At 61.4% G+C, this 23,124-nt stretch carries 15 protein-coding genes and 3 rRNA genes; 7 read left to right on the top strand and 11 right to left on the bottom strand.

Features of this window, described 5'->3' with window-relative positions; genetic code table 11:
- Nucleotides 1-11 precede the first annotated feature (11 nt).
- Nucleotides 12-1,118, bottom strand: a complete 1,107-nt coding sequence (gene mnmH / locus LCW13_RS01050; RefSeq protein ID WP_043336739.1) for a tRNA 2-selenouridine(34) synthase MnmH — start codon at nucleotides 1,116-1,118, stop codon at nucleotides 12-14.
- A gap of 118 nt (nucleotides 1,119-1,236) precedes the next feature.
- Nucleotides 1,237-3,108 (bottom strand): SulP family inorganic anion transporter, encoded by a 1,872-nt coding sequence (locus LCW13_RS01045; protein WP_153635077.1) that lies wholly within the window; start codon nucleotides 3,106-3,108, stop codon nucleotides 1,237-1,239.
- A gap of 338 nt (nucleotides 3,109-3,446) precedes the next feature.
- Here LCW13_RS01045 and LCW13_RS01040 point away from each other — a divergent pair, with 338 nt between their 5' ends.
- On the top strand, nucleotides 3,447-4,091 hold the full coding sequence (locus LCW13_RS01040; RefSeq protein ID WP_084589637.1) for a DUF1415 domain-containing protein: 645 nt from the start codon (nucleotides 3,447-3,449) through the stop codon (nucleotides 4,089-4,091).
- Nucleotides 4,092-4,238: 147 nt separating this feature from the next.
- Here LCW13_RS01040 and radA read toward each other — a convergent pair whose 3' ends face one another.
- From radA to LCW13_RS01025, 3 genes are all read right to left on the bottom strand, one after another.
- Nucleotides 4,239-5,651: a DNA repair protein RadA gene (gene radA / locus LCW13_RS01035; RefSeq protein ID WP_043336740.1), complete on the bottom strand. Its 1,413-nt coding sequence runs from the start codon at nucleotides 5,649-5,651 to the stop codon at nucleotides 4,239-4,241.
- A gap of 141 nt (nucleotides 5,652-5,792) precedes the next feature.
- Nucleotides 5,793-6,260, bottom strand: coding sequence for a copper resistance protein NlpE N-terminal domain-containing protein (locus tag LCW13_RS01030; protein ID WP_043336742.1), 468 nt, complete (start codon nucleotides 6,258-6,260; stop codon nucleotides 5,793-5,795).
- 179 nt (nucleotides 6,261-6,439) lie between these two features.
- A complete protein-coding gene (locus LCW13_RS01025; protein ID WP_043336747.1) occupies nucleotides 6,440-7,579 on the bottom strand; it encodes an alkene reductase in 1,140 nt (379 codons plus the stop codon).
- A gap of 363 nt (nucleotides 7,580-7,942) precedes the next feature.
- Here LCW13_RS01025 and hisC point away from each other — a divergent pair, with 363 nt between their 5' ends.
- Together hisC and gloA2 are read left to right on the top strand one after the other, a co-directional pair.
- Entirely contained in the window at nucleotides 7,943-8,998 is a 1,056-nt protein-coding gene (gene hisC, locus LCW13_RS01020) for a histidinol-phosphate transaminase (RefSeq protein WP_043336763.1), read from the top strand.
- Nucleotides 8,999-9,165: 167 nt separating this feature from the next.
- Nucleotides 9,166-9,609 carry an SMU1112c/YaeR family gloxylase I-like metalloprotein gene (gene gloA2, locus LCW13_RS01015; protein WP_225347480.1) on the top strand — a complete coding sequence of 148 codons (444 nt, stop codon included), beginning with the start codon at nucleotides 9,166-9,168 and terminating at the stop codon, nucleotides 9,607-9,609.
- Nucleotides 9,610-9,838: 229 nt separating this feature from the next.
- On the opposite strand, the gene rrf is transcribed toward gloA2, so the two are convergent.
- The 4 genes from rrf to tyrS all read right to left on the bottom strand — a co-directional run bounded on the left by rrf (nucleotide 9,839) and on the right by tyrS (nucleotide 16,549).
- Nucleotides 9,839-9,954, bottom strand: a 5S ribosomal RNA gene (gene rrf / locus LCW13_RS01010).
- Between the two features lie 136 nt (nucleotides 9,955-10,090).
- A 23S ribosomal RNA gene (locus LCW13_RS01005) occupies nucleotides 10,091-12,976 on the bottom strand.
- Between the two features lie 245 nt (nucleotides 12,977-13,221).
- Nucleotides 13,222-14,762: ribosomal RNA gene (locus LCW13_RS01000) — 16S ribosomal RNA — on the bottom strand.
- Together the 16S, 23S and 5S rRNA genes form the textbook arrangement of a ribosomal RNA operon.
- A 578-nt stretch (nucleotides 14,763-15,340) precedes the next feature.
- Nucleotides 15,341-16,549 (bottom strand): tyrosine--tRNA ligase, encoded by a 1,209-nt coding sequence (tyrS, locus tag LCW13_RS00995; RefSeq protein ID WP_043333452.1) that lies wholly within the window; start codon nucleotides 16,547-16,549, stop codon nucleotides 15,341-15,343.
- Between the two features lie 155 nt (nucleotides 16,550-16,704).
- Here tyrS and LCW13_RS00990 point away from each other — a divergent pair, with 155 nt between their 5' ends.
- A complete protein-coding gene (locus LCW13_RS00990; RefSeq protein WP_043333449.1) occupies nucleotides 16,705-17,853 on the top strand; it encodes an anhydro-N-acetylmuramic acid kinase in 1,149 nt (382 codons plus the stop codon).
- A gap of 106 nt (nucleotides 17,854-17,959) precedes the next feature.
- Here the strand turns inward: LCW13_RS00990 and LCW13_RS00985 are convergent, their stop codons facing one another.
- Both LCW13_RS00985 and LCW13_RS00980 read right to left on the bottom strand, forming a co-directional pair.
- The gene (locus LCW13_RS00985) at nucleotides 17,960-19,114 is read right to left on the bottom strand and encodes a PilT/PilU family type 4a pilus ATPase (RefSeq protein WP_043333447.1); all 1,155 of its coding nucleotides are present in this window, start codon (nucleotides 19,112-19,114) and stop codon (nucleotides 17,960-17,962) included.
- A gap of 139 nt (nucleotides 19,115-19,253) precedes the next feature.
- The gene (locus LCW13_RS00980; protein ID WP_043333445.1) at nucleotides 19,254-20,285 is read right to left on the bottom strand and encodes a type IV pilus twitching motility protein PilT; all 1,032 of its coding nucleotides are present in this window, start codon (nucleotides 20,283-20,285) and stop codon (nucleotides 19,254-19,256) included.
- A 195-nt stretch (nucleotides 20,286-20,480) separates the two neighbouring features.
- Here LCW13_RS00980 and LCW13_RS00975 point away from each other — a divergent pair, with 195 nt between their 5' ends.
- The 3 genes from LCW13_RS00975 to LCW13_RS00965 all read left to right on the top strand — a co-directional run bounded on the left by LCW13_RS00975 (nucleotide 20,481) and on the right by LCW13_RS00965 (nucleotide 22,895).
- Complete coding sequence (locus tag LCW13_RS00975) at nucleotides 20,481-21,233, top strand: YggS family pyridoxal phosphate-dependent enzyme (protein WP_043333442.1); 753 nt, start codon at nucleotides 20,481-20,483, stop codon at nucleotides 21,231-21,233.
- Nucleotides 21,234-21,321: 88 nt separating this feature from the next.
- Complete coding sequence (proC, locus tag LCW13_RS00970) at nucleotides 21,322-22,164, top strand: pyrroline-5-carboxylate reductase (protein WP_043333440.1); 843 nt, start codon at nucleotides 21,322-21,324, stop codon at nucleotides 22,162-22,164.
- Nucleotides 22,165-22,313: 149 nt separating this feature from the next.
- The gene (locus LCW13_RS00965) at nucleotides 22,314-22,895 is read left to right on the top strand and encodes a YggT family protein (RefSeq protein WP_043333437.1); all 582 of its coding nucleotides are present in this window, start codon (nucleotides 22,314-22,316) and stop codon (nucleotides 22,893-22,895) included.
- Nucleotides 22,896-23,124 lie beyond the last annotated feature (229 nt).

Raw genomic sequence — 23,124 nt, 5'->3', positions numbered from 1 at the left:
CGTGAGGGATATCAGCGCTGCCAGCGGTGATTGGCGCTCCACTCACGCGCGAAGGCAAGGCTGTTGTCCCAGTCGCCGACGTGCAGGAAGGTACGCTCGTGCTTCTCGAGCTGATAGCGGTACATCGGGTCGTAATACTCGCTGAGCAGCGGCGCCAGCCAGCCTTCATGGGCAATGGGGTTGCCGCGCTTGTGCTCCTGGAAGGCGATGTCCTGCATGCGCACCAGACGAGCAAGGCGTGCACTGCCCAGGCGCTTGCGCAGACGCAGCAGCGCCTGACGCAGCTGGCGCTGCATCAGGGTCCAGCCGAGAAAGTCACCATAGTGGCGACTGTAGGTGGACCACAGCCCCTCGATATAGTCCTTCTGAATCTGCACGACTCGCCAATCCAGCGGCATTTCGACGCGGATCAACGGTGCCTGCTCCATCGCGCGCCAGGTGGCGAGCGGAATGTTGACGCTGCCGATGAAGCGCGACTCGTCCTCCATGATGGTCGGCGCTTCATCCTCAAGCGTGAGCATCTCGGCGGCGATGCGGTGCTCGAAGTCGATCTGGCTCGGCGCCGGGAAGGGATGGCGGCCGAAGGCCGAACCCTTGTGGCGCGCACAGCCTTCCAGGTCGATGCCATTGTCCAGCGCATGGATCAGCTCGGTCTTGGCGCAGCCGGTCAGCCCGCCGATCAACAGCATCGGGGCCTGCTCGGCACGCTCATCGATATGCTGACAGAGCTGCTGACGCATGGCCTTCCAGCCGCCCTCGATGCGCGGACGCTCGATCCCCGCTTCCTGCAACCACTGCTGACTGAGCTGGGAACGCATGCCGCCGCGGAAGCAATAGAGAATCGCGTCAGGGTGCCGCTCGACGTGCTCGACCCAGGCGCGGATACGTGCGCGCTTGATCCCGCCGCTGACCAGTTGATGGCCAAGATGTACCGCCGATTCCGGGCCGACCTGCTTGTACTGCACCCCGACGCGATGACGCTCCTCATCATCCATCAGCGGCAGATTGACGGCACCCGGCAAGGCACCAGCGGCGAATTCGACCGGCGCGCGCACATCGATCAACGGACGGCCGTCGCGAATCAGGTCGCAGCTGGCCGCCACGGTGGGCAAACTCATGGGCATCTCTCGGCAGACAGAACAGGATTGAGGCAATGGGCGGCAACTGGCTGACTGGCCGCACCATCAAGGGGCCATATTCTAGCGCAAGCGTGCAGCCGCCCCCAGCCTTGTGCTTTCACGCCAACGGTGGCGTCAGGCGCACCCCCTGCCCCGGCCCGATCCCGGCCGGGCCGAACAGCTGACAATCTGGGCAGGCAGCGGGTTGATCACCGTGGGCACGATGCGCCTCGGCGACCGAGTCGCGCAGCGAGGCAATCGCCGCCTCGGCGGTATGGAAGTAGTTCTCACGCCCCATGCGCTCGAGGAAGCCACCGCGCTCCATCACTTCCAGCGCGTACATGCGAAAGCCGCACATGCTGAGACTGCCGCCGGCATCGCGCAGGCGACGTTGCTCGATCTCGAGCATCTCGGCACCCGCGATATCGATGAAGTTGCAGCCGGTGCCCAACAGAATGACGTGCTTGCCGGTATAGCGCGCCAGCTTGCGCTGGACGTGGTCGACCGCCCCGAAGAACAGCGAACCATCCACACGCAGAATCACCACTTCCCGGCACTGGGCCAGCTGATAACGCTCGGCATTGCGCACGCCAAGCTCCGGGTGCTCCGGGTCTGGCGCCATCTCGACCAGACGGGGCCGTGAGGTGCGGTTCAGATACAGCACCAGCGAGACCAGCACCCCGGCGAAGATGGCGAACTCCAGCGGCAACAGCAGAGTAGCGAGGAAGGTGATCACCAGCACCACCGCCTCTTCGCGGCTGACGGCCAGAATCTGACGGATATGACCGACTTCGATCAGGTTGGCGGCGATCACCATGATCAGGCCTGCCATCGCAGGCAACGGCAGCCACGCGGTCACGTCAGGCACCAGCAGCAGTACCGCCAGCACGATCAGCGCCGCCACCACCACCGACAGCGGGGTGCGGGCGCCGGCATCATAGTTGGCGCCGGAGCGCGTGAAGGAGCCGGAACCGGCAAAGCACGAGAAGAAACTGCCCGCCAGATTCGACAAGCCCTGGCCGATGAACTCCTGGTTGCCGTCGATACGCTGATGCGAGCGCACGCCGATGGCACGCGCGATGGAGACTGCCTCGATCAAGCCGAGCACCGCCAGCGCGAAGGCCGCCCCGCCCAGCGAGCGCAGGGTGTCAAAGCCCAGCGGCGGCAGGGAAAACGGCGGCAGGCTGCCGGACAGGGCGCCGACCATCGGGATACCTGCCGCGCTGCCGCCGAGCAATGCCGCGACACCACAACCGACGGCCATCGCCACCAGCATCCACGGCAGTTTGCGATTCAGCCGCCGAACCAGCACGGCCGTGAGCAAGGTGCTGAGTCCCGTGATCAACGTGGCCCACGAGGTATCGCCCAGATGCCCGAGCAGCGCCCACCAGGTGCCGAGAAAGCTCGAGGCATCGCCAAGCGCGATGCCGAACAGGTGCTTGAGCTGACTGGTGGCGATCAAGACCCCGGCGCCGGCGGTGAAGCCGATCACCACCGTGTGTGAGATGAAATTGACCAGCGCTCCCATGCGCATCAGCCCCAACGACAGCTGGATGATGCCGACCATGCAGGTCAGCGCCAGCACCAGCGGCAGGTATTCGGGACTGCCCGGCGCGGCCAGGGTCGAGACGGTGCCGAACACCACCATCGAGATCGCCGCGGCCGGGCCACTGACCATATGCCGCGAACTGCCGAACAGACCGGCGATGATCGCCACCACGATGGCGGCATACAGCCCATGCGCCGGTGGCAGGCCGGCGATCAACGCATAGGCCACCCCCTGGGGCAGCACCAGCACCGCGCCACTCAGGCCCGCGATCAGGTCAGAACGCGCATCCCCGGGCGACAGCTGACGCATCCAGCCGAGAAAGGGCAACAGTCGCGACAGGCGATAGGCCGCGGCACTGGTGTGCTCGGGCCCCTCTGCCGTCTCGGTAGATTCGGGAGATTCGGGGGGCGGCGAGGAAGGAGGCGGAGTATCAGCGGACAAGAAGTATCTCCGTGGCGAGGCAGGAAAGAAGTCGTCAGCCGGTAGCCGCAATGCCCCTGAACGTACTCGGGACAGGCTTGAAACCAGCGGTGATAAGTCTATCGCTGAAATCACTAATGAAACAGGGCCGCCACATGCTCGACAGCGACCTGTGACCTTGCGGTCCTTTCCCTAGAAAGAGATATGTTGAAGAGAGACGATGAAGAGACATGATCACGGAACACAGAGACGAGACACGATAACGAGACACGAAGAGAGACGAGAAGACACGGCGCTGGCCATGCCGCGCCCGAGCAGTGACAATACCCGTTCCTGACACCGCTGCGGACCCTGACGCCATGACCACCGACGCTACGCCGACCGATACCACGACTCCCGAGACGGCGGGTGGCTATACCCCGCCGCTGGATGCCAGCGAAGCCGAGGCCATCGACGCCACGCGCCAGTGGGTCGAGACGCACATCATCGCCGACAATCTGTGCCCGTTTGCCGCGCGCGAGATGGCACGCAACAGCATCCAGTATGCCGTGGTGCCCGGAGCAGGGCTCGAGCGCAGCCTGCAGGCACTCGGCGACGAGCTGCTGAACCTGGACGCCAATCGCGACGCCGAGACGACGCTGGTGATCTTCAAGGACGGCTTCCGCGACTTCGATACCTACCTCGAGCTGCTCGACTACGCCGAGGCGCTGCTCGAGATGCAGGACTACGAAGGCATCTATCAGCTGGCCAGCTTCCACCCGGAATACGTGTTCGAGGATACCGAGGAAGACGACGCGGCCAACTACACCAACCGCTCGCCCTACCCGATGCTGCACCTGCTGCGCGAAAGCTCGGTCGAAGCCGCCATCAATGCCTACGCAGGCGATGTCGAAGAGGTGCCGGGGCGCAATGAAGAACTGATGCGCGAGCGCGGTGTCGAGCTCCTGGTCTCACGCCTCAAGGCCTGTGCTCACGCTGCCCGTCAGGCTGACAAGCAGGACTGACAAGCAGGACTGACAAGCAGGACTGAGCTTCGTGCTCGGAGAAAACTCCATACGAACAAGGCCAGCCGCGAGGCTGGCCTTGTTCGTTGTATGCTACATCACACCACGATGTCCCCGTGCGGCAGGCTCACGCGGTAGGCGCAGATGTCACAGGGCTTCCAGCGCCTGGGACAGCTTGTCGACCGCCACGATGGTCATGCCCTTGGGCGGATTCTTGGGGGCATTGCCCTTGGGCACGATAGCGCGCGTAAAGCCATGCTTGGCGGCCTCGACGATGCGCTCCTGGCCACTCGGCACCGGACGGATCTCGCCGGACAGCCCCACCTCGCCGAACACCACCAGCTCGCGCGGCAGCGGACGGTTCTGCAGGCTGGAGACCACCGCACACAGCACCGCGAGGTCGGCGCTGGTCTCGAGCACCTTGACCCCGCCGACCACATTCAGGAAGACATCTTGATCGCCTGTGAACAGGCCGCCATGCTTGTTGAGCACTGCCAGCAGCATCGACAGGCGATTGCCGTCCAGACCGACGGCGACACGGCGTGGATTGCCCAGCGGCGAGTCATCCAGCAAGGCCTGCACTTCGATCAGGATCGGTCGCGTGCCCTCCCACACCACCATCACCAGACTGCCGGAGGATTGCTCCTCGCTGCGCGACAGGAAGATCGCGCTGGGGTTCTTCACCTCCTTCAAGCCCAGCTCGACCATGGCGAACACGCCCAGCTCGTTGACCGCGCCGAAGCGGTTCTTCTGGCCACGCAGCGTGCGGAAGCGCGAATCACCATCGCCCTCCAGCAGCAGGGAGGCGTCGATCATGTGCTCCAGCACCTTGGGTCCGGCCAGTGAGCCGTCCTTGGTCACGTGGCCGACCAGCAGCAGCACGGTATTGGTTCGCTTGGCGAAGCGGGTCAGCGCGGCGGCAGACTCACGCACCTGCGAGACACCCCCCGGCGCGGATGACAGATCCTCCAGATGCATGGTCTGGATGGAGTCGATGATCAGCACCTCGGGCTTCTCGCGCTCGGCGGTGGCCAGAATCGTCTCGACGCTGGTCTCGGCCAGCATCTTGAGCCCCTGGGTCGGCAGCTGCAGACGATGGGCGCGCATCGCCACCTGCGACAGCGATTCCTCGCCAGTGACATAGAGTGAGCGCTTGTGCTGGGCGAGCTTGCAGGCGGTCTGCAGCAGCAGCGTCGACTTGCCGGCCCCCGGGTGGCCACCGAGCAACACGGCGGAACCCGGCACCAGCCCGCCACCCAGCACGCGGTCGAACTCGCCGAAGGTCGAGGAGAAGCGCGGCACTTCGGCCAGCGAGACATTGGAAAGATCGGTCACGTTGTCGCTGAGCGTGCCGGCGTAGCCGCCCCGCCCATTGCTGGCGCTACGCGCGGCACCACCGGCGACGGCTCCCGCAGCGGGGGCGGCGCCGGGCAATACCGTGGCGCCGACGCGGATTTCCTGCAGGGTGTTCCACTCGCGGCAGCCGCTGCACTGGCCCTGCCACTTCGAGAATTCGCTACCGCATTCGGTACATACGAAGGCGCTCTTTGCTTTCGCCATCAGACAATCCTGTCGGGAAGAAATGATTCTCGGCGCCGCGGCGGAGTGTCGTCAGCCGTGGATTTCCAACGGCCAGACACAAGGAAGGCGGCTTGCGCCGCCTTCCTTGTGCTCACGATCGCCTTGTGGCGCACGGCACGCTTACTGGCGCTTGAGGCGCAGTGTCTCACCGTTCTGGAAGCGACGCTTCTGCGGGTCGACCAGCTCCAGGGTCTGGGCATCCAGACGCAGGAAGTAGTAGGTCTGGCCTTCGCCGTCCGGCGTCAGCTCATAGACGGTCGCGTTCGGGTCCGTCACGGTGCCGGACAGCACGTCCCACTGGCCTTCGTAATGCTCTGGATCCGGCTGCTGCGGATGATCACGATAGGTGGCATCGAGACTGAAGGTACGCTCATCCTGGGCTGCCTCTTCGGCACCCTTGAGGCGTACATCGAGGTCAATGCCCGTGCAACGACGACACGGCAGGGTGCCCTTGTAGACGGCAACCTGCTCGCTGGCTGTCTCGGTGGCGCTGTTGTCAGCGGCACCGTCATTGGTCTGGGCCGTTGATGCGCACCCGGCGAGACCGACCATCAGCGCGGCTCCCACCATCAGAGTCCTGATCTGCATTGAATCCTCCTTAAGGCGATGACTCGATAGCAGCATCAGCGCTATCGACGGCGAGCGGTCTACCCGCTTTGGCAGGCAGCCCGCTCACAAGCTTCCATGCTCAAGAATAGCGGGTATCCGCCCCGAGAGGCCACCCCCGATGGCGTTTATCGAACACCATTCGCTAAATCGTGTCGGCCTCAGCCGCGGCGATCATGGCCATTGTCGAGAAACGGATAGTCGGTGTAACCCTTGGCGCCACCACCGTAGAAGGTGTCCGGGTCCTGTTCGTTGAGTTCAGCGCCGAGGCGAATGCGCTCGACCAGGTCCGGGTTGGCGATATACGGGCGCCCGATGGCGACGGCATCCGCGATGCCCTCATCGATGATGCGTGCCGCGCTCTCACCGTCGTAATGGCCGCAGAAGATCAGCGCGCCCGTGACGCGCTCGCGCAGGGCACGACGGAAGTCATCGCTGAACTTGATATCGCCACCGGCCCAGTCCGGCTCGTTGACGTGCACATAGGCGATGCCACGTCTGGAGAGCTGCTCGGCCATGTAGAAGGCCATTTCTTCCGGCTCGTCATCGGTCAGACCGAAGATCTCGATGAAGGGCGTCAGGCGGATGCCGGTACGCTCAGGGCCGAAGACTTCGGCGACGGCATCGACGACTTCCAGCGTCAGACGCGCACGGTTCTCGACCGAGCCACCGTACTGGTCAGTGCGCTGATTGGTGCCGGTGGCCATGAACTGGTTGAGCAGATAGGCGTTGGCGGCGTGCACCTCGATCATGTCGAAGCCGGCACGCTTGGCACGCACGGCGGCCTGACGATAGTCCTCGATCAGCTGGGGGATCTCGTCCGTCTCCAGGGCGCGCGGCGTACCGGTGGGGTGACGTCCGCTGGTGCCGTCCTCGAACTCGACAAAGCACTGGGCGCCTTCACCACGCAGGGCGCTCGGCGCGACCGGCTGCTGGCCGTCCGGCTGCACCATCTCATGCGAGACACGCCCGACGTGCCACAGCTGCAGCGCCATGCGTCCGCCCTTGGCGTGCACCGCCTGGACGACGCCCTTCCAGCCCGCTTCCTGCTCATCGGTCCAGATGCCCGGCGTGTAGACATAGCCACGTGCGGTGGGCGAGATGTTGGTCGCCTCGCTGATGATCAGGCCGGCACCGGCACGCTGACCGTAATAGGCCTGCTGAAGCTCACCGGGCACGCTGTCGGGGGTACGAGCACGTGTCAGCGGTGCCATCAGGATGCGGTTGGGCAGGGTCAGATCACCGAGCTTGACCGGATCGAGCAGGGTGTCAGCGTACGGGGCATTGGTGTTGGCAGTCATCGGGACTCCTTGAATTGCAGGACTTCACCCAGCGTCCTCACCGTGCAAGGTCGCACGAGCTGGGCAAGCATGCCTATGACATGCGGCACACCACGCGCTGCTTCAAGCACGCACATCGCACGAGAATAATGCTGGCATGGCAACAATGGGCGAGGCCCGCCGTGCGGCCACTCCTGGGCTTCTTTCAACACCCCCCTCGATAGACCTTCGCAACAGACCTTCGCAACAGCCTCCAATCACCGCTCCAATGCCCCTCATGACTCACTCAGAGCGCATGCCGGTGCTTGTACCGCGACGATCCAGCGGGCAACATGAAAAGCATCCATGACACGGGTCATGCACTGTCACCAGCGGCGAGAAATCATGAGCAAGTACTGGAGCCCCCAGGTCCACGACCTGACCCCCTACGTCCCCGGCGAACAACCGCGTGAGCAGCTGATCAAGCTGAACACCAACGAGAACCCCTACCCGCCGGCGCCCGCCGTGGAGCAGACGCTGCGCGAGTTCAATGCCTCTGATCTGCGCCGCTACCCGGACCCGAGCTCCAGCTCGCTGCGCGCCGCCCTGGCCGATACCTTCCATGTGGCCGCCGAGGAAGTCTTCGTCGGCAATGGCTCCGATGAGGTGCTGGCGCTGGCCTTCCAGGCATTCTTCCGTCAGGACAAGCCGCTGCTGCTGCCCACCATCAGCTACAGCTTCTACCCGGTCTACTGCCGCATGTATGGCATCGAGTCGCGCAGCATCGCGCTGACCGACAACTGGGAAGTCGACCTGGAAGCCTTCGGCAACGACAATGGCGGCATCATCTTCGCCAACCCCAACGCCCCGACAGGGCATGGCCATGGCCGCAAGGCGATTGCCGCGCTGCTGGAGCGCAATCCGCGGAGCGTGGTACTGGTCGACGAGGCCTACGTGGACTTCGGTGGCGAAAGCGCCATCCCGCTGATTCATCAGTATCCGAATCTGGTCGTGACGGGCACTTTCTCGAAGTCGCGCAGCCTGGCGGGCATTCGTCTTGGCTATGCCGTGGCCTCGCGTGAGCTGATCGAGGGTCTGGAGCGCGTCAAGGACTCCTTCAACTCCTACCCCATCGATCGCCTGGCCGAACAGGTCGGCGTCGCCGCGCTCAGTGATCCCGACTATTTCGATGAGTGCCGCACACGCGTCATCACCACGCGCGAGCAGACGCGCGATCGCATGGCCGCGCTGGGCTTCGAGATCCTGCCCTCGCAGACCAACTTCGTGCTGGCGACTCACCCGACCCACGATGCCGGCAAGCTGTTCATCGGCCTGCGCGAACAGGGCATCCTGGTGCGCCACTTCAACACCGACGCACTGCGTGACTATCTGCGCATCAGCATCGGTACCGATGCCGAAATGGACAGCCTGATCGAAGCCCTGGAAACCCTGTGTCGCTGAGATAGCGCACGGTCTGGCCAGTGATTGCTCCAATCAAAGAAGGCGCCCAGTGGGCGCCTTCTTTGATCAGGATGTCACTCAGGTGCTCGCCGCACGGCCCATCCACACAGCTCATCACACAGCCCGTCGTACCGTTCATCGCACCGAACACTCTGCAGGAGCACAACATGACAACGGACAGTCTCTCCATGGCTTCAGACGCTACCCCGACACCCCGCCTGCCTCTGACGCGGGTGCATCACGTGGCGCTGATCACCGCTGATTACCCTCGCGCCAGGCGCTTCTATCTCGAGGTCATGGATGCGCAGGTGATCAACGAGGCCTATCGTGAGGCCCGCGACAGCTACAAGCTCGACCTGCTCCTGCCGGGCGGTATCCAGCTGGAGCTGTTCTCCTTCCCCTCGCCGCCTGAGCGCCCCAGCTATCCGGAAGCCTGTGGGCTTCGTCACCTGGCGCTGGCGACGGAAGACATCGATACCTGTGTCGAGCTGCTGATCGCGCGTGGCGCCACGCCAGAGCCGATACGTGTCGATGAATACACCGGCGCCCGCTTCACCTTCCTGGCAGACCCTGACGGTACGCCCATCGAACTCTACGAAGTCTCGCCCTGATGTGATGGCGCACTGAAACTTCACTGGCCCTGAAGATAAAAGGCCCCGAAGACAAAGGCCCCTGTCGAGATATCGACAGGGGCCTTCTTGTGTCATGTGCACGTTGCTTGGGCAAAGCTCTTTTCTTTCGCCCACAGCTGATTCGCATGCAGGACTCTCTGCACCACTTTTCTTGAGCACAAAGAGAACCGCCCCTGCAGCATGGCTACAGGGGCGGTTCGGGATAAGTGCCTGACGATGACCTACTCTCACATGGAGAAACTCCACACTACCATCGGCGCTAAGCGGTTTCACTTCCGAGTTCGGCATGGGATCGGGTGGTTCACGCTCGCTATGGTCGTCAGGCGAAACGGTGGCATCTTGCGATGCCTGAGTCCCGAGGCTTGTGGCCTCGCGACTCGCAATATGAATCATGCTGACCGATATGTCTCGATCCTGTCGTAATCCCGGCGTTTGCCGAAGCAAACCCCTTGGGTGTTATATGGTCAAGCCTCACGGGCAATTAGTACTGGTTAGCTCAACACATTGCTGTGCTTCCACACCCAGCCTATCAACCTTGTAGTCTTCAAGGGCCCTTCAGGAGGCGCAAGGCCTCAGGGAAGTCTCATCTTGAAGGGGGCTTCCCGCTTAGATGCTTTCAGCGGTTATCCCGTCCGAACGTAGCTACCGGGCAATGCCATTGGCATGACAACCCGAACACCAGAGGTTCGTCCACTCCGGTCCTCTCGTACTAGGAGCAGCTCTTCTCAAACTTCCGACGCCCACGGCAGATAGGGACCGAACTGTCTCACGACGTTCTAAACCCAGCTCGCGTACCACTTTAAATGGCGAACAGCCATACCCTTGGGACCGACTTCAGCCCCAGGATGTGATGAGCCGACATCGAGGTGCCAAACACCGCCGTCGATGTGAACTCTTGGGCGGTATCAGCCTGTTATCCCCGGAGTACCTTTTATCCGTTGAGCGATGGCCCTTCCATACAGAACCACCGGATCACTAGAACCTACTTTCGTACCTGCTCGACGTGTCTGTCTCGCAGTCAAGCACCCTTATGCTCTTGCACTCAATGCACGATTTCCAACCGTGCTGAGGGTACCTTCGTGCTCCTCCGTTACTCTTTAGGAGGAGACCGCCCCAGTCAAACTACCCACCATACACTGTCCTCGATCCGGATAACGGACCTGAGTTAGAACGCCAATGATGTCAGGCTGGTATTTCAAGGTTGGCTCCACCGCATCTGGCGACGTGGTTTCAAAGCCTCCCAGCTATCCTACACAGACAACATCAGCATCCAGTGTAAAGCTATAGTAAAGGTTCACGGGGTCTTTCCGTCTAGCCGCGGGTACACAGCATCTTCACTGCGATTTCAATTTCACTGAGTCTCGGGTGGAGACAGCGTGGCCATCATTACGCCATTCGTGCAGGTCGGAACTTACCCGACAAGGAATTTCGCTACCTTAGGACCGTTATAGTTACGGCCGCCGTTTACCGGGGCTTCGATCAAGAGCTTCGCGTGAGCTAACCCCATCAATTAACCTTCCGGCACCGGGCAGGCGTCACACCCTATACGTCCGCTTGCGCGTTTGCAGAGTGCTGTGTTTTTAATAAACAGTTGCAGCCACCTGGTATCTTCGACCGGTAAGAGCTTACGAAGCAAGTCCTTCACTCGAACCGGTGCACCTTCTCCCGAAGTTACGGTGCCATTTTGCCTAGTTCCTTCACCCGAGTTCTCTCAAGCGCCTTGGTATTCTCTACCTGACCACCTGTGTCGGTTTGGGGTACGGTCGCATGTGATCTGAAGCTTAGAGGCTTTTCCTGGAAGCGTGGCATCGATGACTTCCTGACCGTGGTCAGTTCGTCTCGCATCTCGACCTCAGAGGAACCGGATTTGCCTGATTCCTCGGCCTACATGCTTTCACCAGGACAACCAACGCCTGGCTCACCTAGCCTTCTTCGTCCCCCCATCGCAACCACATCCGGTACGGGAATATTAACCCGTTTCCCATCGACTACGCGTTTCCGCCTCGCCTTAGGGGCCGACTCACTCTGCTCCGATTAACGTAGAACAGAAAACCTTGGTCTTCCGGCGGGGGAGTTTTTCACTCCCCTTATCGTTACTCATGTCAGCATTCGCACTCGTGATACCTCCAGCAGACTTCTCAATCCACCTTCATTGGCTTACACGACGCTCCTCTACCGCTCATCCAGAGGATGAACCCGTAGCTTCGGTACCTGATTTAGCCCCGTTATATCTTCCGCGCAGGCCGACTCGACTAGTGAGCTATTACGCTTTCTTTAAAGGATGGCTGCTTCTAAGCCAACCTCCTAGCTGTCTGAGCCTTCCCACATCGTTTCCCACTTAATCAGGATTTTGGGACCTTAGCTGACGGTCTGGGTTGTTTCCCTTTTCACAACGGACGTTAGCACCCGCTGTGTGTCTCCCACGCTGCACTCACTGGTATTCGGAGTTTGCCTCGGGTTGGTAAGTCGGGATGACCCCCTAGCCGAAACAGTGCTCTACCCCCAGCGGTGATACGTGAGGCGCTACCTAAATAGCTTTCGAGGAGAACCAGCTATCTCCGGGCTTGATTAGCCTTTCACTCCGATCCACAGCTCATCCCAGCATTTTTCAACATACTTGGGTTCGGGCCTCCAATTGATGTTACTCAATCTTCACCCTGGCCATGGATAGATCGCCCGGTTTCGGGTCTATACCCTGCGACTGGTCGCCCAGTTAAGACTCGGTTTCCCTACGCCTCCCCTATACGGTTAAGCTCGCCACAGAATATAAGTCGCTGACCCATTATACAAAAGGTACGCGGTCACACCACGAAGGTGCTCCCACTGCTTGTACGCATACGGTTTCAGGATCTATTTCACTCCCCTCGCCGGGGTTCTTTTCGCCTTTCCCTCACGGTACTGGTTCACTATCGGTCAGCCAGGAGTATTTAGCCTTGGAGGATGGTCCCCCCATGTTCAGTCAAGGTTTCTCGTGCCCCGACCTACTCGATTTCACGTGACTCAGACTTCGACTACGGGACTATCACCCTGTATCGTCAAGCTTCCCAGCTTGTTCGTCTGTCAGTTGTCACGCTTAAGGGCTGGTCCCCGTTCGCTCGCCGCTACTTGGGGAATCTCGGTTGATTTCTTTTCCTCCGGGTACTTAGATGTTTCAGTTCCCCGGGTTTGCCTCTATAGGTTATGTATTGGCCTATAGATACTCACCTGATGGTGAGTGGGTTTCCCCATTCGGAAATCGTTGGGTCGCAGGGTATTTGCCACCTCGCCAACGCTTATCGCAGGCTATCACGTCCTTCATCGCCTCTGGCTGCCAAGGCATCCACCGTATGCGCTTAATCGCTTGACCATATAACCCCAAGGGGTCTGTCAAGGATTACGAATCTGTCGGACCTCTCCGACATATCGTTTTGATAGACATGCGCTTGGCGCACACATCTATCGTCAGCATGATTCACATTGTTAAAGAGCGGCTGTTCAGAGAACAGTGAGAAGCGCGCTCTGTGATGAGCACGCTTGCCACTGCCGGCTAAGCCAGCAATAAGATCAGGTAATTCGTTGTGAGCACTTGCCGCGAGCAGTAGACAGTGTCGATAAGGAGGTGATCCAGCCCCAGGTTCCCCTAGGGCTACCTTGTTACGACTTCACCCCAGTCATGAACCACACCGTGGTGATCGCCCTCCCGAAGGTTAGGCTAACCACTTCTGGTGCAGTCCACTCCCATGGTGTGACGGGCGGTGTGTACAAGGCCCGGGAACGTATTCACCGTGGCATTCTGATCCACGATTACTAGCGATTCCGACTTCATGGAGTCGAGTTGCAGACTCCAATCCGGACTGAGGCAAGCTTTATGGGATTGGCTCCACTTCGCAGTATTGCAACCCTTTGTACTTGCCATTGTAGCACGTGTGTAGCCCTACCCGTAAGGGCCATGATGACTTGACGTCGTCCCCACCTTCCTCCGGTTTGTCACCGGCAGTCTCCTTAGAGTTCCCGACATTACTCGCTGGCAAATAAGGATAGGGGTTGCGCTCGTTACGGGACTTAACCCAACATTTCACAACACGAGCTGACGACAGCCATGCAGCACCTGTCTCAGAGTTCCCGAAGGCACCAATCCATCTCTGGAAAGTCCTCTGGATGTCAAGGGTAGGTAAGGTTCTTCGCGTTGCATCGAATTAAACCACATGCTCCACCGCTTGTGCGGGCCCCCGTCAATTCATTTGAGTTTTAACCTTGCGGCCGTACTCCCCAGGCGGTCAACTTATTGCGTTAGCTGCGCCACTAAGTCCTCAAGGGACCCAACGGCTAGTTGACATCGTTTACGGCGTGGACTACCAGGGTATCTAATCCTGTTTGCTACCCACGCTTTCGCACCTCAGTGTCAGTGTCAGTCCAGAAGGCCGCCTTCGCCACTGGTATTCCTCCCGATCTCTACGCATTTCACCGCTACACCGGGAATTCTACCTTCCTCTCCTGCACTCTAGCCAAGCAGTTCCAGATGCCGTTCCCAGGTTGAGCCCGGGGCTTTCACACCTGGCTGACTTAGCCACCTACGCGCGCTTTACGCCCAGTAATTCCGATTAACGCTTGCACCCTCCGTATTACCGCGGCTGCTGGCACGGAGTTAGCCGGTGCTTCTTCTGCGAGTGATGTCTTTCCTCGGGAGTATTAATCCCAAGGCGTTCTTCCTCGCTGAAAGTGCTTTACAACCCGAAGGCCTTCTTCACACACGCGGCATGGCTGGATCAGGCTTTCGCCCATTGTCCAATATTCCCCACTGCTGCCTCCCGTAGGAGTCTGGGCCGTGTCTCAGTCCCAGTGTGGCTGATCATCCTCTCAGACCAGCTACGGATCGTCGCCTTGGTGAGCCATTACCTCACCAACAAGCTAATCCGACATGGGCTCATCCGATAGCGCAAGGTCCGAAGATCCCCTGCTTTCTCCCGTAGGACGTATGCGGTATTAGCCTGAGTTTCCCCAGGTTGTCCCCCACTATCGGGCAGATTCCCATGCATTACTCACCCGTCCGCCGCTCGACGCCTCCTAGCAAGCTAGGATCGTTTCCGCTCGACTTGCATGTGTTAAGCCTGCCGCCAGCGTTCAATCTGAGCCATGATCAAACTCTTCAGTTGAAAGCTTGATAGTCTGTTAAGCAGACCAAACTTGGTTCAGAGTCAAACTTCTCGTGAGAGGCTTGCTCCGATATTTGGTGACCTTGTCACCACTCATCGGCAAGCGCTCACACGAATTACCTGATCAAATTTTTAAAGAGCGTCGCTGTTAAGCGAGGAGGCATATTCTACCCGGAACGCTTGAGAAGTCAAGCACTTGATAATGAGTCAGCCGACTGCCTCTAAGCATCATCAAGCGGTGAGGAGCGTTGCTCGATCACCTGTTCCGTAAGGAGTGCGGCGTATCCTAGCGAATCGCGCCAGATTGTCAAGCGATGATTCCCGAAGCGGACTTCAAAAACCTCAAGCAAAACAATTACCTGCAAACCTCTTTCACCGCTGGTGACGCCATGCGTCCCCGGCAGCGGATGCGTACTTTACGCACGAACTGGCGTAAGGGCAAGGGCTTTCTTGAGAGAATCTCGCCGCGGTGATGTCAGGCGCTCAAAACCCGTTCGGCCCCACCAGACATGGTGGGGCCGAACGGGAGGCGACATACGCCAGCGTCTTCTCAATACCTTTCAGTATCCCTCAGTACCTCAGCGCGTCACGGTCACTCGTGCGTAACGCTTCTTGCCGGCCTGGATGACGATGGCAGTATCGAAAGGTGCCATATAGGAAGGCTCGACCACTTCGCCATCCACTTTCACGCGACCATTCTTGAGCATGTCCTTGGCCTGGGCACTGTTGTTGGCCAGGCCCGCACGATTGATGACCGCCGCGATCGGCGCCACCTCGGCGCCTTCCAGGCTGACGGTGACATCCGGCATGTCCGCCGGCAACTCGCCGTCGGCCAGCTGATTGCCGCTGGAGAGGTGCGCCGTCGCCGCCGCTTCTTCATCGTGGAAGCGTGCCACCAGCTCGCGCGCCAGCTCCATCTTGATATCACGCGGGTTGGCACCGTCGTCGATGCTGGCCATCAGCGCCTTCACTTCATCGAGAGGACGCAGCGACAGCAGCTCGAAGTAACGCCACATCAGCGAATCCGGCATGGAGACGATCTTGTTGAACATCTCGCCCGGGCGGTCGTTGATGCCGATGTAGTTGCCCAGCGACTTGGACATCTTCTGCACGCCATCCAGGCCCTCAAGGATCGGCATGGTGATCACGACCTGCGGCTCCTGGCCGCGCTGGCGCTGCAGCTCACGCCCCATCAGCAGATTGAACTTCTGATCGGTACCGCCAAGCTCGATGTCCGCTTCCAGTGCCACGGAGTCATACCCCTGGATCAGCGGGTAGAGGAACTCGTGGATGGAGATCGGCTGATTGCCGGTATAGCGCTTGTCGAAATCGTCACGCTCGAGCATGCGCGCGACCGTACTGGAGGCCGCCAGCTCGATCATGTCACCCGCGGTGAGCTTGTTGATCCATTCGGAGTTGAAGGCGATGCGCGTCTTCTCCTTGTCGAGGATCTTGAAGACCTGCTCCTGATACGTCAGGGCGTTGGCCTTCACATCCTCTTCGGTCAGCGGCTTGCGCGTCACGCTCTTGCCGGTGGGGTCGCCGATGCGGCCGGTGAAATCACCGATCAGGAAGATGATCTCGTGACCGAGGTCCTGCAGCTGGCGCAGCTTGTTGATCAGCACCGTATGACCGAGGTGCAGGTCCGGCGCCGTCGGATCAAAGCCTGCCTTGACCTTGAGCTTGCGCCCGGACTCGAGCTTCTTGATCAGCTCTTCCTCGACCAGCACCTCATCGGTACCGCGCTTGATGATCTCCAGCGCTTCCACTACTGACTTGTCGCTCATCCTGCCCTCTCTGACCGTTGCTGCTCCCCTCGTAACGGGGCATGTTGGCCGAGAATGTTAGCATGACGAGCATGGCATGCACCCCCTGCCGCAGAGCGGCGTGCTCACAAGCTTCCCCCCCCTGTTGCACGCCCCCAATGATCGGGAGACCCCCAATGGCGCTCTACCTTGGCTTGATGACCGGCACCAGCCTGGACGGACTCGATATCGCCTTGCTCGATATCACCCCCTCCTCGCCAGACCACGAACGGATTCGCTTCATTGATGGGCTCGATCTGCCGCTGCCCGAGACACTGCGGACTCGTCTCTGGCAGCTGATGCATTGTGATGAGGCATGCTTCGCCGACCTCGCCGCCGCCGAGAAGGCGTTGGCCGAACTGGCCGCCAGCGCAGTGACGCGCTTGCTGACCCGCCAGCAGCTGAGTGCAGACGATGTCACGGCGATTGGCAGCCATGGCCAGACCATCGAGCATCGCCCCTACGGTTTCAGCGACCGGCCATGCCACACGCCCTACACCCTGCAGCTCGACAACCCCAGCCTGCTGGCCGAGCTGTGCGGCATTCCCGTCGTCGCTGACTTCCGGCGCCGTGATCTGGCCGCTGGCGGTCAGGCGGCCCCGCTGGCGCCTGCCTTCCACGCTGCTCTTTTCAGTCAGCCAGACCAATGGCATGGGCTGCTCAATCTGGGCGGCATCGCCAATCTGACGCTACTTCCCCCTCAGAATTCCACGGCTGACGTCATCGGCTTCGACACCGGCCCCGCCAACTGCCTGCTGGATGCCTGGCATGCGCGTCATCGTGGCACCGCGGTGGATCAGGACGGCCAATGGGCCGCCAGCGGCAAGGTGATTCCTGACTTGCTCGAGAGATTGCTGTCGGCCGATTACTTCCGCCGCCCCCTTCCCAAGAGCACTGGCCGCGAAGACTTCCATCTCGACTGGTTGGCACAGCACCTGACCGGCGACGAGGCACCGGCCGACGTGCAGGCCACGCTCCTGAGCCTGACTGTCGAGAGCATCGTGCAGGCACTGGAGCAGACCGGCGTGTCACTGGCCGCGCTGACTCCCTGTGGTGGCGGGGCACGCAATGGCGCCCTGCTCACGCAGCTGGAGCAGCGCCTGGCGCAAGGCGAGCAAGCGACGCCCCTCGTGTCCTGCGCTGACATGGGCTGGAACGCAGACCTGCTCGAAGCCAGCGCCTTTGCCTGGCTCGCGGCGCGCAGAGTACTGGAGCGCCCCGGCAACCTGCCCAGCGTGACCGGCGCGAGCGGCCCGAGAGTGCTGGGCGGCCTCTACGCTCGCTGATCCTCATCGAATACGAAAAAGCCGCCCTTTTCCTCAGAAGAAGGGCGGCTCTTGATTGGCCGATCACTATGCTAGCGTCACCGACAGCTGGCATCACCGACACGCCTCAGTCGTCATCCCCTTGCAGCGAGAAGCGACTGGCGGCATTCAGGACATCCAGCTGGGCTTCCTGGGCGCTGTCGGAATCACCGAACTTGATCATCAGGCGCAGGTCATTGGCGGAATCGGCATGCGCCAATGCCACTTCCTCGGTGATCAAGCCCTGCTGATGCAAGGCGTACAGCGATTGATCGAAAGTCATCATGCCCTGCTGCTGCGAGCGCTTCATGACGTCCTTGATCTCGACCACCGCGCCCTTGCGGATCAGGTCGACGATCAGCGGCGAACGCAGCATCACCTCAATGGCCGGCACGCGCTGGGTGGTGTTGCCACTCTTGTGAGGCAACAGCTGCTGGGCCACGATGCCCTTGAGGTTCAGCGACAGATCCATCCACACCTGTTCATGACGCTCCTCCGGGAAGAAGTGGATGATGCGGTCCAGCGCCTGGTTGGCATTGTTGGCATGCAACGTCGCAAGACACAGGTGACCGGTCTCGGCGAAGGTCAGCGCGTGCTCCATGGTCTCACGCGAGCGGATCTCGCCGATCATTATCACGTCCGGCGCCTGACGCAGCGTATTGCGCAGCGCCACCTCGAAGGACTCGGTATCGATCCCCACTTCACGCTGCGTCACGATGGAGCGCTGGTGAGGGTGGATATACTCGATCGGGTCTTCGATGCAGATGATATGCCCGCTCGATGTCTGGTTGCGGTGCTGGATCATCGCCGCCAGCGAGGTCGACTTGCCGGCGCCGGTGCCGCCGACGAAGATCACCAGACCACGCTTGGTCTCGGAAAGCCCCTTGATGATCTCCGGCAGCCGCAACTCTTCCAGGCTGGGAATCGACAGCTGGATGCGGCGAATCACCATGCCCATCTGGCTACGCTGGTAGAAGGCGCTGATCCTGAAGCGCCCGACCCCCGGCAAGCTATGCGCGAAGTTGGCCTCGCGCTCTTCCTCGAAGCGCTCGCGCTGCATGTCACTCATCGGCGCGAGCACCAGCTCTCTGACCTGATCGACACTCAGCTTCTTGTCACCCAGCGCCACCATGCGGCCATTGACCTTCATCTGCGGCGGCGTGCCGGTGGAGATGAACAGGTCCGAGCTGCCCTTGCTGACCATCAACTGCAGAAGTTCATGCAGCCATTCATGAGGAGTCATGAGTTGTATCCCGATATGCGCCTTGAGAGTCGCGCCCAAGGCCTCGCGCTGAAATGCCGTCCCATGAACCTGAAAAGTTGACGTGTTCCGGCCCCTGCCCCACCTACCTGCAACGTGATTGTCGGTACTCCTGACGAATTCAGCTCAACAAGCCCTTGGCTTTCGCCTGAGCATCTTCATTGGTCACCAGCCCTTCCGCCAACAGACGCGTCAGCGCTGCATCCAGTGTCTGCATGCCCAGGGCGCCACCGGTCTGGATGGAGGAATACATCTGCGCCACCTTGTCCTCGCGGATCAGGTTACGGATGGCAGGCGTCGCGATCATGATCTCGTGAGCCGCCACCCGGCCACCGCCGATCTTCTTGAGCAGTGTCTGGGCGATGACGCCCTGCAGGGACTCGGACAGCATCGAGCGCACCATCGACTTCTCCTCGCCGGGGAAGACGTCGATGATACGGTCGACGGTCTTGGTCGCGGAGGTGGTGTGCAGGGTGCCGAACACCAGGTGGCCCGTCTCGGCCGCGGTCAGCGCCAGGCGGATGGTCTCGAGATCTCGCAGCTCGCCGACCAGAATGACATCCGGGTCTTCACGCAGCGCCGAGCGCAGCGCCGGCGCGAAGCCGTGGGTATCACGGTGCACTTCACGCTGGTTGACCAGACACCGCTTGGACTGGTGCACGAATTCCACCGGGTCCTCGATGGTGAGGATGTGGTCGTACTTGTTCTCGTTGATGTAATCGACCATCGCCGCCAGCGTGGTGGATTTACCGGAGCCGGTCGGCCCGGTGACAAGAATCAGGCCGCGCGGCAGCATGCACATCTTGCGGAAGGCTTCACCGAGCCCCAGATCCTCCATCGTCAGCACTTCCGAGGGGATGGTACGGAAGACGGCCCCCGCGCCACGCCCCTGATGGAAGGCGTTGACACGAAAGCGCGAGACGCCCGGCACCTCGAAGGAGAAATCGGTCTCGAGGAATTCCTCGAAGTCACGGCGCTGCTTGTCGTTCATGATCTCGTAGATCAGTGCGCGCACCTGCTTGTCATCCATTGACGGCACATTGATGCGCCGCACATCACCGTCGACACGAATCATCGGTGGCAAACCAGCGGACAGGTGAAGATCCGACGCGTTCTGTTTTGCCGAAAAAGCCAGCAGTTCGGTAATATCCATGCAGTTCCCTCGCGAAGACCGAAGCTCTTGTACCAACGAGTCTTGTGTACTCTGGTGAAAGTGTGAAGTGGCTCTTCAGTAGATAGTGCGATGGGCACCATGTCACCAGGCCTGTCACGCTCATGCTATTGATGACACGCCTGATACCGTGCCAGCCATCGCCAGGTTGTTCCGCAAATTCTGGAGCCGAGCCGCATGACCGCAGTCCCCGACGACGAAGCTTGTGTTACCCAGTGTATCCTAGAGGCCCGCGCGCGGCTGGAAAAGGCATTGCAGACAAGTAAACGCAACGCTGATTCGGCGCAGGTGCTGGCCGTCAGCAAGACCAAACCCGCCACGCTGGTGCGCGCAGCCTGGCAATCCGGCCAGCGGGCCTTCGGCGAGAACTACCTGCAGGAAGCGCTGGACAAGCAGCAGGCGCTGTCGGACCTCACCGATATCGAATGGCATTTCATCGGCCCCATCCAGTCCAACAAGACGCGCGCCATTGCCGAGCACTTCACCTGGGTGCATACCGTGGAACGCGAGAAGATCGCACGCCGCCTGAGTGAGCAGCGCCCCGATGAGCTTGGCGCGCTCGATGTCTGCCTGCAGGTCAATATCTCCGGCGAAGCCTCCAAGGCTGGCGTGGCACCGCAGGAACTGCTGGCGCTGGCCGAGACGGTGATCGCGCTGCCCGGACTGCGCCTGCGCGGCCTGATGGCGATTCCTGCCCCCTGCGCCGCCGATGCCAGTGAGACCGAGCGCCGTGCGCCCTTCCGCCAGCTGCGCGAGCTGCTGGAACAACTGCAGGCGCGCTTCCCCGCCGCCAGCTACCCGCAGGCCCGGCTCGATACGCTCTCGATGGGCATGAGCGCGGATCTTGAGGCCGCCGTCGCCGAAGGTGCGACACTGGTACGCCTCGGCACTGCCATCTTCGGCGCACGTGACTATTCCCACGTCCACTGAATCCAGCGCTCGCTGATGCAAGCCCAACGCTCACGCAAGGCTCTCGAGCTTGCCTCCAGCCCTCCCACTGAATGATCAGGAGCACCGCATGACGCACCAGAGCACCGCTACACCGCGCACCATCGCCTTCATCGGCGCCGGCAACATGGCCAGTGCCATCTTCGGCGGCATGGTCGATGCCGGCTATCCCGCGGACCGCATCATCGCCACGGCTCGCTCGCGCGAGACACTCGATGCCCTCGAGCAACGCTACGGCGTGAGCACGACCCAGGACAACGCCTACGCCGTCTCGCAAGCCGATGTGGTGGTGCTGGGCGTCAAGCCGCAGATGATGCATGACGTCTGCCAGGCGCTGACCCCTGCGGTGCAGAACCGCAAGCCGCTGATCGTCTCGGTCGCGGCCGGCATCACCTGCGACAGCCTCGAGCGCTGGCTGGGCGGCGACCTCGCCATCATCCGCTGCATGCCCAACACACCGTCACTGGTCGGTGTCGGTGCCAGCGGCCTCTATGCCACCGCGCAGGTGACGGAGGAGCAACGCGGCTTGATGGATGAGATGCTGACCGCGGTCGGTATCGTCGAGTGGGTCGAGGAAGAAGGCCTGCTGGAAGCCGTCACCGGCATTTCCGGTTCCGGCCCGGCCTACTTCTTCCTGTTCATCGAGTCACTCGAAGCGGCAGGCATCGAGCTGGGACTGAACGCCGAGACCGCGCGCCGCCTGGCGATCCAGACCGCCCGCGGTGCCGCCGAGATGGCCTTCTCCAGCGAGCATGAGCCTGCCGAGCTGCGCCGCCGCGTGTGCTCGCCGAACGGCACCACGGAGCGCGCCATCAACAGCTTCGAGGAGGATGGCCTGCGCGATATCGTCGAGCGCGCCGCCAAGGCCTCCAGCGTGCGCGCCGCCGAGCTTGCCCGCGAGCTGGATCGCTGACAGCCTCTGCCCCACTGACAACTCCTGCAGGCCGCTGGCAGCCCGGGTCACAACAGGCCATCATGCGCTGTTCATCTGTTGTTGGCATGCTAGCGGCATGACGCGTGCACTATCGCGCGCCCACTTCTCACCGTCTTAAGGAAAGCCCCATGGGTGCTATGGGTAATATCGGACTTCAGCTGGTCACCATCCTGCTGCAACTGTTTGTCTACATCCTGATGCTGCGCTTCCTGCTGCAGCTGTCCCGCGCGGACTTCTACAACCCGGTCACCCAGTCAGTGGTCAAGGCGACCAACCCGCTGGTGGCCCCGTTGCAGGGCATCCTGCGCCCGCTGGGTCGCTTCGACATCGCCACCCTGGCCGCGGCCTTCATCGTCGTCAGTCTGGTACTGGTCGCGATCGGCGCCCTGTTCGGTGGCGGCATGCTGCCGGTCGGCTTCATCGCGCTGACGGCGCTGGGCACCATTCTCGACAGCATCATCAACATCTACTTCTTCGCCCTGATCGCGATGATCATCCTGTCGTGGGTCGCACCGCAGGCCAACCACCCGGGCGCCATCCTGGTCCACCAGCTGGTCGATCCGATCATGAAGCCGGTGCGCAAGGTGATTCCGTCGATCGGCATGCTCGACCTGTCTCCGATCTTCGTGTTCATCGCGCTCAACCTGGTCGGCAGCCTGATCAACCAGACCCTGCCGTCACTGGGTATGCTGCGCAGCGCCTTCAGTTAAGCCGGCGCTCCGCCAGCAGGGTTGGCTTGCACGCGCCCAGGCACAGGCCGACGAGATCAGCGCCCGCCACGCACTCCCGTGGCGGGCGCTCTTGCATCGCGTCTCACTGGATCACGCGTGCGCACGCTGTGCTAGAGTGAGCCCTCGGCCGAAGCCAGAACCACGGTGCACGAGACGCCCACAAGGCGCATCACCGCGGCTTCGCGCCCCGGACACGGGCCTTGCCCCG

Origin of the sequence: Cobetia amphilecti (assembly GCF_020217465.1) — a bacterium.
Taxonomy (GTDB): Bacteria; Pseudomonadota; Gammaproteobacteria; order Pseudomonadales; family Halomonadaceae; genus Cobetia; species Cobetia amphilecti.
This window is presented reverse-complemented; position numbering and strand designations above follow the sequence as displayed.

Excerpts from the sequence above, each read along its gene's own strand:
- LCW13_RS00965 (WP_043333437.1), top strand. The coding sequence starts at position 22,314 with ATGGGTGCTATGGGTAATATCGGACTTCAGCTGGTCACCATCCTGCTG.
- LCW13_RS00975 (WP_043333442.1), top strand. The coding sequence starts at position 20,481 with ATGACCGCAGTCCCCGACGACGAAGCTTGTGTTACCCAGTGTATCCTA.
- LCW13_RS01030 (WP_043336742.1), bottom strand. The coding sequence starts at position 6,260 with ATGCAGATCAGGACTCTGATGGTGGGAGCCGCGCTGATGGTCGGTCTC.
- LCW13_RS00980 (WP_043333445.1), bottom strand. The coding sequence starts at position 20,285 with ATGGATATTACCGAACTGCTGGCTTTTTCGGCAAAACAGAACGCGTCG.
- hisC (WP_043336763.1), top strand. The coding sequence starts at position 7,943 with ATGAGCAAGTACTGGAGCCCCCAGGTCCACGACCTGACCCCCTACGTC.
- mnmH (WP_043336739.1), bottom strand. The coding sequence starts at position 1,118 with ATGAGTTTGCCCACCGTGGCGGCCAGCTGCGACCTGATTCGCGACGGC.
- gloA2 (WP_225347480.1), top strand. The coding sequence starts at position 9,166 with ATGACAACGGACAGTCTCTCCATGGCTTCAGACGCTACCCCGACACCC.
- tyrS (WP_043333452.1), bottom strand. The coding sequence starts at position 16,549 with ATGAGCGACAAGTCAGTAGTGGAAGCGCTGGAGATCATCAAGCGCGGT.
- LCW13_RS01040 (WP_084589637.1), top strand. The coding sequence starts at position 3,447 with ATGACCACCGACGCTACGCCGACCGATACCACGACTCCCGAGACGGCG.
- LCW13_RS00985 (WP_043333447.1), bottom strand. The coding sequence starts at position 19,114 with ATGACTCCTCATGAATGGCTGCATGAACTTCTGCAGTTGATGGTCAGC.
- radA (WP_043336740.1), bottom strand. The coding sequence starts at position 5,651 with ATGGCGAAAGCAAAGAGCGCCTTCGTATGTACCGAATGCGGTAGCGAA.
- LCW13_RS01025 (WP_043336747.1), bottom strand. The coding sequence starts at position 7,579 with ATGACTGCCAACACCAATGCCCCGTACGCTGACACCCTGCTCGATCCG.
- proC (WP_043333440.1), top strand. The coding sequence starts at position 21,322 with ATGACGCACCAGAGCACCGCTACACCGCGCACCATCGCCTTCATCGGC.
- LCW13_RS00990 (WP_043333449.1), top strand. The coding sequence starts at position 16,705 with ATGGCGCTCTACCTTGGCTTGATGACCGGCACCAGCCTGGACGGACTC.